General features: G+C 58.1%; 16 protein-coding genes and 1 pseudogene. 10 read left to right on the top strand and 7 right to left on the bottom strand.

Features of this window, described 5'->3' with window-relative positions:
* Window positions 1-93: 93 nt before the first annotated feature.
* Window positions 94-976: pseudogene (locus tag X726_RS01000000166610) on the top strand (alpha/beta hydrolase).
* On the opposite strand, the gene ligD reads toward X726_RS01000000166610, so the two are convergent.
* The 3 genes from ligD to X726_RS1000000170365 form a co-directional block, all read right to left on the bottom strand.
* Window positions 956-3,598, bottom strand: coding sequence for a DNA ligase D (ligD, locus tag X726_RS163630; protein ID WP_023668048.1), 2,643 nt, complete (start codon window positions 3,596-3,598; stop codon window positions 956-958). The pseudogene X726_RS01000000166610 and the gene ligD overlap by 21 nt on opposite strands.
* Before the next feature lie 162 nt (window positions 3,599-3,760).
* Window positions 3,761-4,054, bottom strand: coding sequence for a hypothetical protein (locus X726_RS163635; protein WP_023687836.1), 294 nt, complete (start codon window positions 4,052-4,054; stop codon window positions 3,761-3,763).
* Entirely contained in the window at window positions 4,051-4,275 is a 225-nt protein-coding gene (locus X726_RS1000000170365; protein WP_155921617.1) for a hypothetical protein, read from the bottom strand. The genes X726_RS163635 and X726_RS1000000170365 overlap by 4 nt, the downstream gene beginning before the upstream one ends.
* A 193-nt stretch (window positions 4,276-4,468) precedes the next feature.
* Here X726_RS1000000170365 and X726_RS163640 point away from each other — a divergent pair, with 193 nt between their 5' ends.
* Window positions 4,469-5,461 carry a YihY/virulence factor BrkB family protein gene (locus tag X726_RS163640; RefSeq protein ID WP_023700031.1) on the top strand — a complete coding sequence of 331 codons (993 nt, stop codon included), beginning with the start codon at window positions 4,469-4,471 and terminating at the stop codon, window positions 5,459-5,461.
* Window positions 5,462-5,534: 73 nt separating this feature from the next.
* Window positions 5,535-5,831, top strand: coding sequence for a hypothetical protein (locus tag X726_RS26760; protein WP_023668045.1), 297 nt, complete (start codon window positions 5,535-5,537; stop codon window positions 5,829-5,831).
* A 91-nt stretch (window positions 5,832-5,922) separates the two neighbouring features.
* Here the strand turns inward: X726_RS26760 and X726_RS163645 are convergent, their stop codons facing one another.
* Window positions 5,923-7,323, bottom strand: coding sequence for a phospholipase D family protein (locus X726_RS163645; RefSeq protein WP_023668044.1), 1,401 nt, complete (start codon window positions 7,321-7,323; stop codon window positions 5,923-5,925).
* Window positions 7,324-7,746: 423 nt separating this feature from the next.
* On the opposite strand from X726_RS163645, the gene X726_RS163650 reads away from it, so the two are divergent.
* The 5 genes from X726_RS163650 to X726_RS163660 all read left to right on the top strand — a co-directional run bounded on the left by X726_RS163650 (window position 7,747) and on the right by X726_RS163660 (window position 10,499).
* Entirely contained in the window at window positions 7,747-8,274 is a 528-nt protein-coding gene (locus tag X726_RS163650) for a ferritin-like domain-containing protein (RefSeq protein WP_023668043.1), read from the top strand.
* Between the two features lie 216 nt (window positions 8,275-8,490).
* Window positions 8,491-8,703, top strand: coding sequence for a hypothetical protein (locus tag X726_RS1000000168475; protein ID WP_245259911.1), 213 nt, complete (start codon window positions 8,491-8,493; stop codon window positions 8,701-8,703).
* Window positions 8,704-8,771: 68 nt separating this feature from the next.
* Window positions 8,772-9,548: an exodeoxyribonuclease III gene (xth, locus tag X726_RS163655; RefSeq protein ID WP_023668041.1), complete on the top strand. Its 777-nt coding sequence runs from the start codon at window positions 8,772-8,774 to the stop codon at window positions 9,546-9,548.
* A 116-nt stretch (window positions 9,549-9,664) separates the two neighbouring features.
* Window positions 9,665-10,126, top strand: a complete 462-nt coding sequence (locus X726_RS26780; protein WP_245272052.1) for a hypothetical protein — start codon at window positions 9,665-9,667, stop codon at window positions 10,124-10,126.
* 76 nt (window positions 10,127-10,202) lie between these two features.
* Entirely contained in the window at window positions 10,203-10,499 is a 297-nt protein-coding gene (locus tag X726_RS163660) for a SemiSWEET transporter (RefSeq protein WP_023668039.1), read from the top strand.
* Window position 10,500: 1 nt separating this feature from the next.
* Here X726_RS163660 and X726_RS163665 read toward each other — a convergent pair whose 3' ends face one another.
* Together X726_RS163665 and X726_RS163670 are read right to left on the bottom strand one after the other, a co-directional pair.
* Complete coding sequence (locus X726_RS163665; RefSeq protein WP_023668038.1) at window positions 10,501-11,100, bottom strand: cupin; 600 nt, start codon at window positions 11,098-11,100, stop codon at window positions 10,501-10,503.
* Window positions 11,101-11,140: 40 nt separating this feature from the next.
* Window positions 11,141-11,650, bottom strand: a complete 510-nt coding sequence (locus tag X726_RS163670) for a pyridoxamine 5'-phosphate oxidase family protein (protein WP_023668037.1) — start codon at window positions 11,648-11,650, stop codon at window positions 11,141-11,143.
* A gap of 140 nt (window positions 11,651-11,790) precedes the next feature.
* Between X726_RS163670 and X726_RS163675 the strand changes: the two genes are divergently transcribed.
* Window positions 11,791-11,970: a hypothetical protein gene (locus tag X726_RS163675; protein WP_156940608.1), complete on the top strand. Its 180-nt coding sequence runs from the start codon at window positions 11,791-11,793 to the stop codon at window positions 11,968-11,970.
* A gap of 184 nt (window positions 11,971-12,154) precedes the next feature.
* On the opposite strand, the gene X726_RS163680 is transcribed toward X726_RS163675, so the two are convergent.
* The gene (locus tag X726_RS163680; RefSeq protein WP_023668035.1) at window positions 12,155-13,072 is read right to left on the bottom strand and encodes a hypothetical protein; all 918 of its coding nucleotides are present in this window, start codon (window positions 13,070-13,072) and stop codon (window positions 12,155-12,157) included.
* Between the two features lie 353 nt (window positions 13,073-13,425).
* On the opposite strand from X726_RS163680, the gene X726_RS163685 reads away from it, so the two are divergent.
* Window positions 13,426-14,598 (top strand): glycosyltransferase, encoded by a 1,173-nt coding sequence (locus tag X726_RS163685; RefSeq protein WP_023704621.1) that lies wholly within the window; start codon window positions 13,426-13,428, stop codon window positions 14,596-14,598.
* Window position 14,599 lies beyond the last annotated feature (1 nt).

Below are 14,599 nucleotides of genomic sequence, written 5' to 3'. Positions count from 1 at the left end.
GAGAGATCTCCAAACGGACAAATGCCCGAAACCAATTTCACCGGCGTGGGTTGAAGATGGACTTGTTTTCACAGTCTGACGACAAAGAAGCGGATGTTTGAAGGATTCAAGCTAGAGACTGTGGATCTGCCCGAGTCCTCACTGCGAGTCAGGTATGGAGGTTCAGGCCCGCCGCTTCTTTTGCTGCATGGCCATCCTCGGACGCACGTTACCTGGCACCGGGTAGCCCCACTTCTCGCCGCCGACCACACAGTTGTCTGCCCCGATCTGAGGGGCTTTGGCCGGTCCTCGGTACCGGCGGACGCCGTGGACCATGCTGGATCCTCCAAGCGTGCCAAAGCCAGGGACTGCATCGCTCTCATGCGACATCTCGGCTTTGGCCGGTTTGCGATCGCAGGCCATGACCGCGGCAGCTACACAGCGTTCCGAGCAGCGATGGATCACCCGTCAGCGATCAGCCATCTGATCGTTATGGATAGCGTCCCTATCCTGGAAGCCCTCGAACGCTGCGACGCCCGCTTTGCGGCTCTGGTGGCACTGGTTCTTTTTTGCACAGCCGGACAGGCCCGAACGCGCAATCATGGCCGATCCTGACGCGTGGTATGGCGGCTCAGCCGAGTCCATGGGGGCTGAGGCCTATGTCGACTACAAGGACGCAATCCACGATCCGAATGTTGTTCACGGCATGCTTGAAGACTATCGGGCAGGTCTGGCCATCGATCAATTGCACGATACCGATGACAGGAAAGCTGGTCGCCGGGTCGCGTGCCCGACCTTGGCGCTCTGGTCCGCCCGCGATGATCTTGAGGCACTTTACGGCAACGTGCTGGATGTTTGGCGACCCTGGACCACCGAACTGAAGGGCCAACGGATCGATAGCGGACATCATATGGCCGAAGAAGCAGCCGACGCGGTAGCCGCAGCTGTCATGGCGTTCTTGCGCGAACCGACGTCGTCATGCGGCGAGCTTTGCTGAACCGATCCGTTTGATGGCGATGCTGATCGACCGTTCGCCATCGTCGTAGTCGGCCCAGGCGACGGTCTTTTTCAGGTGGCCCGGAACCGTGCGAACGGTGTATTTTTTCGGATCGAGATCCGCCTTCACCTGACTCCAGGTCAGCGGCATGGATACAGTCGCGCCTTCCCTGGCGCGAGGGGAGAGAGGGGCGACGGCTGTCGCCATGCGATCATTCCTGAGATAGTCGAGAAAAATCCGGGATGTCCGCAGCTTCTTGGCCATGTTGACGAGGTAGAGATCCGGGCTGTCTGCCGCCATCTGGATGCAGACGGCCTTTGCGAAGGCCTTGGCCTCGGCCCATGTCGTCTTGCTGCGTTGGGCCGCCAATGGCGTCACGACATGCAAGCCTTTGCCGCCCGTGGTTTTGCAGAAGCTCACCAAGCCCAGATCTTCGAGACGATCGCGCATTTCCTTGGCAGCCGCGACCACCTTCGCAAAAGGGACTTCCGGACCAGGGTCAAGGTCGAAGACAAGTCGGCCAGGTATTTCGGGATGACCCGGCTGGCAATTCCAGGGGTGAAGCTCAAGGCCGCCTATCTGGGCGATCGCGGCCAGACCCTCGACGCGGTCGATTTGCAGATACGGTTTGTGATCGCCGAAGACTTTCACCAGTTCCAGCAGATTGGATGTGCCTGGCATTGCGTGGCGCTGGAAAAACTGCTCGCCAGCGTAGCCATCCGGCGCGCGCACGAGTGAACAGGGACGACCTTTGATATGTCTGATCATCCAGGGGCCAACGGTCTCGAAATATTCTGCAAGATCGAGCTTGTCGACGGGCTGACCGTCGCCGGCATTCGGCCAAAGCGGCTTGTCCGGCTTGGAAATGATGACGCCCATGACAACCGGGCTTTTTCCTGTCTTGCCAGTCACCTTGGCAGGGTCGGCAATCGGCGTCTCTTGAGGATCGGCTGGACGCTCGGCCTCGACGTCTTTTGCGGGCTTGTCTTCACGCAGGCCTTTGAAGGCGGCCTGCCGGATATTGCCACCCCCGGTCCAGCCGGCGAACTCGATTTCCGCGACCAATTCCGGCTTCGTCCAGAAGACGGTTGAATTCCTTTTCGGTGCGCCGTCGCCGGTAAACGGCGACGTCGCGGCTTTCATCTCCTGCAGCCTGGGCATCAGCTGCTTGACCTTTGCCTCGCTGAATCCGGTCCCCACACGGCCGATATAGGCGAAATGTTCACCGCGATTGACGCCGACGAGCAATGACCGGAATTTGCCGCTGGTCGTCGACCAGCCGCCGATGACCACCTCATGCCCGGCGCGGCATTTCGATTTGGCCCAGGTGTCGGTCCTCCCCGAAACATAGGTTGCATCGGCCCTCTTGGAGACAATCCCCTCAAGCGAAAGGCGACAGGCAGAACGCAGCACCGCGTCGCCGCCATTGCTGAAGTGCTCGACATAGCGGATGAGATTTTGCGCGCCGCGATCGACTTCGCCGAGCATCTCGCTCAGACGTTCCTTCCGTTGTGAGAGAGGCATCTTTCGCAGATCGACGCCATTTGCGAAGAGCAGGTCAAAAGCAAAGTAGATCAGGTCTTTCGTCCGGCGCTCCGACAGCGCCGCCTGCAGTGCGGCAAAATCGGGCGCGCCGTTCTCGTCAAGCGCTACGATTTCGCCGTCGATGATGACGTTGGGGAGGCTGGCGGCCTCCTTTGCGATGGCGCCAAATTTCTCCGTCCAGTCAAGACCCTTGCGGGTCTTAAGGGCGATGTCCTTGTCTTCCACGCGCAACTGGACGCGATAACCGTCAAACTTGATTTCGTGAACCCAGTTCGTCCCGGCCGGCGGCCGGGAAAGCGTTGCGCAAAGCTGTGGTGGGATGAAGTCGGGCATCTTCGCCGCTGAGGCACCAGCGGCTCGCTTCGGCCGCGGAGCAGGCTTTGCCGACTTGGCGGCGCGCTTGTCGGCATGGCCGCGCTTGCTGTCCCAAACGGCATCCGCATCGGCCGACGATGAACCTTTCATCATGAACGGCTTCGGACCTGCCCCCTTTCCCGCTGCAATCCTTTCCATGCTCCGACCGGAGGCGACGGATCGGTCCTGAGCCAGCACCGCATCGCCATTGCCCTCTGTCGCGTATTTGTCGCGGTGTTTGATCAGCAGCCAGTTGGTCCGCTTCCCGCCATTGCGGTCATGCTTCATGCGCACGAGGACGAAGCTTCCATGCAGGCGCTTGCCCTGCAGCGTGAATTTCAGGTCGCCTTTTTCCAACGCCTTTTCGGGAGACATGGCGCCTTCCGGTTCCCAATATCCGCGATCCCACAACTGCACCGTGCCGCCACCATATTGTCCTTTGGGAATTGTGCCTTCGAAGTCGCCGTACTCCAGCGGGTGGTCCTCAACCTCCACGGCAAGTCGTTTGTCGTGAGGATCCAGTGATGGACCTTTGGTCACAGCCCATGATTTGAAGACCCCGCCAAGCTCGAGGCGAAGATCATAGTGCAGCCGCGTGGCCGCGTGTTTTTGGATGACGAACCGGAGTCGGTTCGAACCCGCAATCGAGCTTTCGCCGCTGGGCTCTTTCGTCTTCGCGAAATCCCTTTTGGCCCGGTAGGTTGAAAGCTCGCCCGTTTTCATGGAAGTGCCCCGACTAATGACGCAACGCCGGGACTCAACGCAGTGGGTGAGATTTGGTTCGGTTCATAGCCGAGACGACGCCGATGCTGCTTTTCCGCTTCAGAGTGGCATCGGCGTCAAATGAGGCCTTCACGGAGACTACAGGTGTCGTCACCGCTGACGTTAAGGTTCCTTGGTTTGCCCAACCATTTTTGCAAGCTCTGAAAATGGTGGGATGTCCAGTTCGCCTTGCGCGTTGTTTGCGATCTGCAGAAGCCGGATCGGGAAGCAGATCGCGTCACGGTTGGCCGGTGACATGTCTTCGTAGGTCCGCTCGTCACCTGTCATGGACGCCTCTGCCTTTCGCAGGGCGGTATCGATCTCGTCAATTGACAGCAGACCTTTGTGAACGAGCAGGTTGTTGATTGACGCGACCGCCATCATCAACCCTTCAAGCTGAAGATTGGCAACGTTCATGGCTTGACCGTGTTTCCGCCGCCCGGCCTCGCCGGGGCGTTCTGGCCATCGGATTGGTGCGTCTTGTCATCCACCTCATTGACTGGCCGCGTCAGACCGACCCCACTCTTGGGTTTCTTGTTGCCGGCCGCATCCTGAGAGAACGCATCCGAAGGATCAGGACCTGTTCTAGCCGGGTACTTCGTTGCGCCGGTCTCGCGACGGTTTTCATTATCAGGCATTTTTGATCACTCCAATCGGATGACCGATAACCATTACGAGCCCGGCGAGTTCCGGCGCCGCATGGAACATTTCTGGCCGTTCGTGCAGAGACAAGCGGGCGTGTCTCGGCAATCGCGCCTCGCGCACTGGCGGCAGGTCTCGCTTTCGTTGCCGACAGCACTAGGTTGCTCGTTGAGGCAAAAGGAATTCCCCATGCGGGTGGCACGCGAAGCCTGGGTTCTTGGCAAGGAGAGCATCCTCGGATTCATCAACGACAATGCCCTCAGCCACGGTGCGGCGATGGCGTTCTATGCCGTTACGTCCCTGGCCCCGATCTTGTTGATCGTTGTTGCCATTGCTGGACTTGTCTTTGGGCATGAAGCAGCTCAACTCGCTCTGTCGGCCGAAATCGCAGGCGTGATGGGATCGCAAACCGGCGACCTTCTGCGCAGCACCATCGAAAGCGCTTCTCACAGAACCGCCGGCACTGTTGCCACCTTGGTGGGCATCGTCACCCTCTTCGTGACAGCCTCCGGGGTGTTTGGCGAAATGCAGCTTTCGCTCAACACAATCTGGAAGATTGACCCACCACCCATGTCTGTGTCGCGATTGGTGCGGGCGCGGGCGGCCAGCCTGGGTCTGGTTGCAGCGTTGGGATTTCTACTGCTTGTGTCGTTGGCGGCGAGTGCCGCCATTTCCGCGCTTGGCGCTGTCATCAACGCCCATCTGCCGTTCGGCACGATCATTCTCGCGTCGATAAACGGCATTGTATCGTTCGTGCTGATTTCCGCTCTGTTTGCCGCGATCTTCAAGATCCTGCCGGACCGGTCGCTCGCTTGGCGCGATGTCGCAATTGGCGCGGCAGTGACCGCTTTGCTCTTCACCATCGGCAAGTCGCTGATTGGCTGGTATATCGGAACCAGCGCGATTGCATCCTCCTATGGCGCGGCGGGTGCACTGCTGGTCGTGCTGCTTTGGGTTTACTATTCGTCTGAGATATTCCTGCTCGGCGCCGAGTTCACGCGGGCCTATTCCGTCCGTCTCGGCAGTCGGTCCGACCTTCAACCGATAGTGGAGGCAGAGAGCCCGTCGCGACAGACATCGAACCTTGGACCAACCATCCAACGCGAGGTGCAGGCCTGGATTGTGATCACGGGTTTGCTGACCTTCGTGGCGACACGGGTCTGGCCATCGCGGCGATCTTAGCTGCTTCCCACCAATTCTGTTTCTTTGGAACGCAACCCGGACACCGGAATTGCATAGGAACAGGAGGTTGCCCATGCCAAAATTCCGCTTTGAGACGACAGTATCCGGCCAGACTACCGCTCTCGAGGAAGAGCTAGCGAGTGCGGAGATGGCCAGTCCGAGAGCAATAGAGATGGCGCGCGTAGCGGTGGCGGCGGATCCTGGGTCAGGAACCAAGCAATCGGGATCGACTATCAAGGTCTACGATGAAGCCGGATACCTGGTCGCCACAGTCAATTTTTCCGACGTGTTGCCGAGTGATCCGGACGCCGGACAGCATGGGATTGGCGACGCGGTTGTCGAAGAACCGGGTGTGATGCGGTCTGGCTGACCCGTGGTAGATCAGGGTTTCACGTTTCGCTCACGCGATCCCCGGCAGGGCAATTCGCTGAGATCGCGAGGTCCTCGCCCATCGTCAGATGCTAGAGCTGAGATTCGATCGGGAGGTGACGGACGAAGACCGCCAGGATACGGCGAAAAAATCCGGCTTCTGGTTCATGCGTATAGTCCTGAATCTTGCCTTCGCCGCATCCATGCCAATGCAGAACATTGTGCTTCAGTTCGAGCCGATAGCTTGTTTCCGGAGATATTTCCGATTGGAATCGATGCCGCAGCTCGGCGACCAATTTCGGATCCTCAAACAGCACGCCCATTTCCGAGTTCAAGGACACTGACCGTGGATCGAAATTGAAGGAACCGACGAAGCCGATATTGTCGTCGACGGTGAAAGCTTTCGTATGCAGACTGGCGCCCTTGGAGCCAAACACCGAGATTGCGGAGCGCCGGTTGAACGGCTGAAGCTCGAAAATATTGACGCCATTCCTCAGCAGCCGCTTGCGATAGTTTGCGTAAGCGCCATGGACTGCGGCGACGTCCGTGGCGGCCAAGGAATTGGTCAGAACCGAAACGTCAACACCGGCGCCGACAAGGTCCAGCAAGATCGCTGTGCCCCTTTTGCCGGGGATGAAATAGGGCGACACAATTTCCAGACACCCGCGCGTGGATTGGATGATCGGACGCAGCTCTTTCATAAGCCAGCTGCGACGTCTCCAACCACGAACCTTCTCCGGCGGATCGGAAATGACCCGCACGCCATCCACCCAATGAACGTCGTTGCTGGCCGCAATAAACTCTGTGATCGAGCCCCGGTTGCCGATGCCGTTCAGGAATTTGGGATCGGGGCCGGTATCGCTTCCTTCAAGCCATTTGGCATGCTCATGCTCAGCCACTGATCCCAGGGTTTTGATTGGCTTGGCTTCATTGCAAGCCCAGAAGGCATCGAATATCGCCGCGGTTTGCCGTACCGCAGGCCCCAGGAGCAGCAGATCGAGGTCCCGGAAATTGGTTTCTGCCGCATCGAAATAGGCATCGCCAACATTCCGACCGCCGACAATGGCAAATTTGTCGTCGACGATCCAAGCCTTGTTGTGCATCCGTCGCGTCAATGCAAAGAGCCGCAACAGCACTTCCACACCACGCATGATCCGGCCGCGCCTGATACCGCTCGGATTGAACAACTTCAATTCGATGTTTGGATGGTTGTTCAGCGCCAGATATGCCGCATCATTTTTACGCGGATTGACGTCGTCAAGGAGCATGCGCACCCGAACACCGCGCTCAGCAGCTCGAAAAACCTCGCGAAGCAGCAAGCGGCCGGTGTGATCATCATGCCAAAGGTAGTACATCAGGTCGAGGCTGCGCTCAGCGCTCCTTGCGGCCAGCACGCGCAGAGCGAAAGCGCCATAATTGTCCGAGACAAGCAGCAAGCCGCTCTTGCCGGTTTTGATGTTGTCGTCTGCGGTTCGCGAAAGTGATACGTCCATAAAAATTGCCACCTTTGGACGGCGCTCGCTGCCATCCCGCTCAAATCATAGCTAGAACCATTCTGAGGTATTCTGGTTGCATACGCAGCGTCCAATCACCCAATTCCTGGATGCAAGCAGGGCCAGCAATCAAGCGGCTGCAGAGCGGTCAGGAGGCTTGAGAGGCGTTGCCCCGACTGCTCTGCTGCCGCTGCGGTACTTGCGTCTCCTGCAGTCCCAGGCCCTCAGACCGCACGACCGTTGGCGGGAGCCCGATGGCGTGCGCCCCGCCGCGGCTCTTCGACGAGAATGACGTGGTCGTTGTTCTCAGTGAAGCGCAGGACCCTTTAAATTTAGATATCTCCATTATCCCGGAACCGGGTTCGGGTTTCCGAGTTAAGAAAATGCTCGCGACGGGCAATTTTCAACAGAGGAGACGGCACAATGCCCACTGCCAAGAAAGCCAATGGCAACAACAAGGACCTGGAGGACCTTTTCCTCGATGGCCTCAAAGACATCTACTATGCCGAGAAGAAAATTCTGAAAGCCTTGCCGAAGATGGCCAAAGGCGCATCCGAAGAGCAAGTTTCGGCAGCATTCGAGAAGCACCTCGCTGAAACCGAGGGGCAGGTCGAACGTCTGGAGGAGGTCTTCGAGATTCTCGGCGCTGCCGCGCGCGGCAAAACCTGCCCGGCGATCGACGGCATCCTGGAGGAAGGATCTGAAATCCTTCAGGAGTACAAGGGTTCGACTTCGCTCGATGCAGGGCTCGTCGGTGCCGCGCAAGCCGTGGAGCACTACGAGATCGCCAGGTATGGAACCCTGATCGCCTGGGCTACGACGCTCGGCAAGGACGACGTGGTTGCGCTCCTCAATGCGACACTTGAAGAGGAGAAGGCCACCGACGAGGCGTTGACTGCCCTCGGTGAAGCCGGCGTCAACGAACGAGCGGCAGAACGGAGAGCGGCTTGATTTGATCGCCTACCCAACCGCCTCGGCGACCCATGTGCCGAGGCGGTCCCGGGAGATGAAGGACATGATCACGCATATCTACAAAGGACTGGAATGTTTCCTGCTTGAGTGTTCGGCCGCGCTGGTCAGGCGCCGCGCGCTTGGCGGTTCGCGCAGCGATCCTAGGCAGCTGCGAGAAGAGCGCAGAGATGAGTTCAGGGCCCGCAAAGCCGCCGAATGAGCGCCAAGATGGAGAGTCGGATGGGCTTCTTTGGAAAATATTTCTCAGGACTGTTGAGCAAGAAATCGACTGACGGCAAGGGGAGCGGCGATATGCGGAAAGCTACCGGCGCGGGTCCGGCAATTGCCGCGCATTCCAAAGATGCAAAGACATCCGCTGCTTCCGGTCAAAGCACCAATGCTTCGAGCAAAAATGCAGATGGACGATGACAAAAGGCAAGATTTGGCTACCGACTCTAGGTCGCATCGAAGCGGCGCAAAGACGTTAAATCGTCGAGATGACCCGCATCGCAACCTTCAACGTCAATGGCGTCAACGGCCGACTGCCAGTGCTTCTCAAGTGGCTTGGCGAAACCGGCTATGACATCGTCTGCCTTCAAGAACTGAAGACCTCTGACGAAAAATTTCCCGTCGATGCGATTAGAAACGCCGGCTATGGCGCAATCTGGCACGGACAGAAGTCCTACAATGGCGTGGCAATCCTCGCTCGCGGGATTGAGCCGCTGGAACGTCGTCGAGGTCTGCCGGGCGATCCCGACGATTCGCACAGCCGCTACATCGAGGCAGATGTGAATGGGCTTGTTGTCGGCTGCCTGTATTTGCCCAATGGCAATCCAGCGCCGGGGCCGAAGTTCGACTACAAACTTCGCTGGTTCCGACGTTTGATCACCTATGGCCAGGTGCTGCTCGGCGATAGCTCACCGACCATCCTGTGCGGCGACTATAACGTCGTTCCAGGCCCAATCGACGCGGCGGTGCCGGGGCGCTGGGTTGGCGATGCCGTTTACTTCCCCGAGAGCCGGAGCGCGTACGCCGAAATGCTTGCTCAGGGCTGGTTCGATGCGGTTCGTCGCATTCATCCAGAAAAGGGAATTTACACCTATTGGAACTTCTCCTACCGCGGCGGGTACGATCGGAGTTCCGGGCTCCGGATGGACCATCTCTTGCTGAGTTCATCCCTATTGGATCGCCTGAAGAATGCCGGAGTAGATGCCGAAACGCGTGCATGGGACAAGCCGAGCGATCATGCGCCAGCCTGGATAGAACTTGATTGAGCTTCCTCGGCAAGGAGCCTGAAGACCTGGTGGCGCTCCTTCGTGATTAGATTTGGCCGCATGTCTATCGCCAACAATGAGGACTGCCGGCGCCAAGCGATTCAAAGGACGCAATGATGAAAAACACTCAAAAGGAAGCTGAACTGACTGCGCGCCTTGCACGCCAGCATGGCGTCACTGATGGCGCTGTCATGGCTGTCCTTGAGGCGTTGCGGCGTGGTGGTGGAACCATGGCCCAGTTCAGCCACGTCGACTTCGGAGGAATGTCACAATGGTCCTCCGGCATGACGATGGTCGGCGACATGTTCAATGACAGCCTCAAGGCGAAGCTCAACGCTATCGCGGCGGAGCTCTCGTCCCACCTGCTCGATCATCCCGCCATGGCCCACGCCGGCTCATGGTGGCCTGAGGAGTTTGGGAGCCCGTCTGCCGCTGGTTCTCAAAACAATATGCGCTACGCAGCGTTTCCTGAGCGAAGCCGCCTGGTCATCGACGATCATGGAAAGATGGAGATTTATGACACAGGCGACCATCGCATATCCGGTGTTTCGCAGAGCCAGAGCACGGATCCACCCTGACCTTTGTCAGCCAGCACGGCGTGGTCCGCTTATCTGATCTCAAGCGCGTATCTGCGACGTAGGGCAGGCCGCTTCCATGCAGACAGTCACGCTCATCGGCTATCTCGCGACCGTCTGCTCGATGAGCAGTTTCACGCCGCAAGCCTGGAAAATCATCAGGACACGAGAGACAAGCGGCATCTCCGCACCGACGTATGCCATCACTGTGTTGGGGTTCGCCTTGTGGCTGGCCTTCGGCATCATGAAGGCAGAGTGGCCGATCATAATCACGAATGGCGTTTGTCTCCTGCTGTCAGCGTTCATTCTCACAATGACAGTCCTGCCGCAGGCTGAGAAAGAGGCGGTTGCCAAGGCTTTCGACGCCGACGACTAAATTAACGCTTCCAACTTTTCAGAAGCGGACCTTGGCTACCATATGCAGGATCCTTGCGCGGACGCCCCACCTTGGGGATGGTTGCGAGCGCATCGCTATGCTGATCCTTGCTCCTACATTCGTCATAAGTCCCAAATGGAGGATACGCGCCGACAACCAAAAAGTCATCGGATGCCGAGAGACATTGGTGCCCGGTGCCTGCCGGGAGGACCGCGACGTCGCCAGCCTTCAGCGACAGCGTTCGTCCTTTCTTGCCCCCAAACCGGACTTCAGCATTTCCGCGGGCAATGCCCAGAACCTCGTGTATTTGCGAATGATAGTGAACGTAATCATAGATGCCGTTTCGCCAGCTATCGCCCCATCCGTTTGCATCGAAAAGCACCTCCATGACGGCTGCTGGATCAAGTCCTTCGGGCAATTCGACGGCGCCTCGATAAACGACGAGCGGCCATGCTGGATGATTGGGTACAAGTCCATCATCCTTGAACCAGAACTCATTCGACTTTCGCTGCCTCACAAATCCGGCGACAGCTTGCTTGCGCGGTCTTGCGAAACCGGTGACGTTCTCGATCACTTTCTTGCTGGTTTCCAAAATGCTCATCGACGCTGCCTCTAAAGCAGAGGTTAGTTTAGCCGCTCGCTCAGAGCTCGACCTTTGCGTTGTCGCCCACATTCGGCTTGGCGCCGGTAACGGCCGCAAACACCATCGTTGCGGTAGCCATCATTAGCCCCGGGCTGTCCCACAATTCGCCTTCGTCGGGTTTGACCGTTATCAGACGAATCTCGGGATCATCGGCATTATCCCACCAGGCTGCGTCAGTTTTCTCCCAGAGTTCGGTGATCTTTTCCCTATCATTTGTCACTGTGGCCGGGCCTGACATCGCGACGTATTTGTAGTGGCTGTTGTCACTCCAGGCCAATGTGACCTTTGGATAGGTCGACAGTTGCTCGCTCTTGGCGCTGTCGTCATTGACGAGGAAGTATATGGCGTTTTCTTCACGGACCACACGCGCAGATAGCGGACGGGCTCGATTGTACTCGCCGTCCCAGGTCACAAACATGCAGACGTCGATGTCCTCGGCGAGTTCCCAGATGCGGTCTGTTGCCTCGGCGGGCGTGAGGTCCGTCTGCTGCTCTCGGCGGTTAGCCATAAGCGTCCTCCTGCGGGTGAATATCCTCGCTTACAACTCACGTCCCGCCACGACGTTCCAACTCACTGGGTCCTTCGGCTTGCTAAAGCGGTGGAACTTTCGAAATTGCCGGAAGTTTGGATGGCAAACGCGAGGCCATGATGGCGGACAAGACGCTTCGAACATCAAAACGGACAACACCCGAGCAGGACGCTAAGGGTCAGTCGGAAAAGGACCACAAGGGCGGGGGGAGCGATGGCGTCGCCAGCGCCGATCCGCGGGTGATCTCCGGCAAAAAAGACGGCGACGCGACATTCCCTGTCAAGGGACCGAAGAAATAGCTATGAGCTCATTGGCAGGGCATCTGGCGGTGTCATCGATGCGCGGAGACAATTGACGAACGGGCTGACATCATTTCGCGATGACACTTTGCTACCGTCACCGACGCGGATCACCTTCAACCCTCAGGAGTTTCATGGCCGCATGACGCGCATCCGCCTGAAGGCGCTAATGGCAGCCTGGAAATTACGCGACCTTTGAAAAGAGAGCGACGTCGCATCTGGCTAAACCATAGCGCCATCGGTGATCGGTTGTGGCAACCCGGCTCTGGTAGAACAGTGAAAGCTGACTGCCATCGATCATCACTGTCGAGTGGCCGTTCTCGCCCGGTTGACCTGGCTCCAGCACCGGGCCGATCGAAACGTAAGGCCCGCTGACCTCGTCGGCGATGGCAAAAAACACCCGTTGCCGGTTTCCCCGAAGGCCATTCGGAAGAAAGCAAGTGGCGTTGAGAAGCACCCGGCCGTCCGGCAGCTCGATCAGTTGCGCGCCCTCAATGCCCCATTCGTAGTCGGGATCATCTCTGGTGTTATGGTGGGGAACATCGTTGTGGTCGAGGATTTTGCCGATCCGCTTCCACGGACCGAACCACGAGTCGGACTGGCTACGTGCCAGATAGATGTCGGGCTGAGGCACCCTGGTGAATTTTGGCATCGCCGAATAAACCAGGTAGCGCCCACCGCCAATGACTGCTGGATGCGGATCGTAAATGCCGTCCTCTTCCGTGTCCGGGATGGCCAGAATGGCCGGACTGAGGACTACCCAATGGAACCCGTCGTTGGAAACCGCATGCTCGCAACGGCCACCCGACTTCATGAATTCCGTCTGAATGAACATGTGGAAGACGCCGCACTCGTGGGTCACACCGGGAGCCGCAACACCAGTGCCGTTGATTGGAAGTTCGATCGGATCATGCTCGGCCCACGGCCCATAAAGATCGGGCGCCGTGGCATGCAAGATTCTCCACGTCTCGGTGGTGACCGTGCCGCTTGACCCGAAGACGTGCCAGACACGGCCATCGAAGACAGGACACGGGTCCTTGAGATCATCCACGCTTTGCGGATGAAACAGTGGAAAAACGTTGGTTTCAAAGTTGATGTTCATGTCAGCCCCGGAATTCGCCTCGGCAGTCGGAGACGCGCAGAGATACAGGCGAATCATTGATGTTAGGCACATTCTATAGCCAACGAGTTGAACGCAAATACGGCAATGCCGCTGTCCACCAGCATTCGTCGTTCAACCACGCTTTCAGTGGCGGCCGGGTCCCGACAGCCGCCCTCGCCTACGCAACCAGATCCCGCTTCGTGCGTGGACCAAGCGGGCGACCGGGCCTTCTTCATTTCAGTTGGAACAACTCACCTGATCGAAAGTTAGGAGCTGGAACTAAGTAGTTCTCTCCATTCGCGATTAACAAATGTTAATCGTAACATAAATAGTGTCACAGAGGGAGTATGTCAATGGAAGCGGCCTTTGGCGGGGTAACCGGCAGTCAATATGTTCGTCGCGAAAATATACTGGTTTGCTTCTCCCACTTACGATGGAATTTTGTTCACCAGCGTCCGCAGCATCTCCTCACTCTCGCATCCGCTCAGCAGCGAGTGGTCTACTTTGAAGAACCCGTTTTCGAAGAATTGCCGCAGCCGCTGATGCGGACGAGCGTGGCATCGGAAAACATTCTGATTGTCACACCAGTGCTGCCGCTTGGCACGTCGGCCGCGAAAGCAGATGCCGTCCAGCGGAGATTTGTGCAGCAGACCATCGCTTCTATGCCGCATAGCCGGCTGATCGCCTGGTACTACACCCCAATGGCTCTTCGCTTTACGGAATTCCTCGACCCAGACATATGCGTCTATGACTGCATGGACGAACTCTCTGCGTTCAGGAATGCGCCCCCCGAGCTGGGCCAGATGGAAAAGGCGCTTCTGCGCCGCGCGGATCTGGTTTTCACCGGTGGTCTAAGCTTGTTCGAGACCAAGCGTCACCTCCATCCCGCCATCTTTCCATTTCCGAGCAGCATCGATGTGAGGCACTTTCACACCGCAAGACGGCCAGGAAGGGACCCAGCCGACCAGGCGGGCATTCCTTCCCCGAGGGTTGGATATTTCGGCGTCATCGACGAGCGGCTGGACGTCGATCTCGTGGCGCTAGCGGCAAAGACAATGCCGGACGTGCATTTCGTCATGCTCGGTCCGGTTGTCAAGATCGACCCTGCAAGCCTGCCGCAAGCCGAAAACCTGCATTGGCTTGGCCCGAAAGCCTACTGCGATCTGCCCGACTATTTGCGCCATTGGGACGCCGGATGGATGCCGTTTGCCCTCAACGAGGCGACGCGTTTCATCAGCCCGACCAAGACGCCGGAATTTCTCGCGGCGGGTCTGCCGGTGATCTCGACGGCAATCGTCGACGTGGTGCGCAGTTACGGTGCTGCCGGGCTGGTGGAAATCGCCGACTGTGACGATCTGGAAATCAAGCTGCGCTCCGTCCTTTCGCGACCGCGTCAGATGCTCCTGCAGCAAGTCGATGCCTATCTTGCGGACATGTCCTGGGAACGGACATGGAATGCCATGGCAGCTCACATTGAGCGCGCCTACCAACGCAAGAAGGTCGTGCCCCTTCGCAGGAGTGCATAGC

The sequence above is a fragment of the Mesorhizobium sp. LSJC285A00 genome (genome assembly GCF_000503155.1).
Classification (GTDB): domain Bacteria; phylum Pseudomonadota; class Alphaproteobacteria; order Rhizobiales; family Rhizobiaceae; genus Mesorhizobium.
Note: the sequence above shows the minus strand (reverse complement) of the source record. Positions and strands in the feature narration are given on the sequence as shown.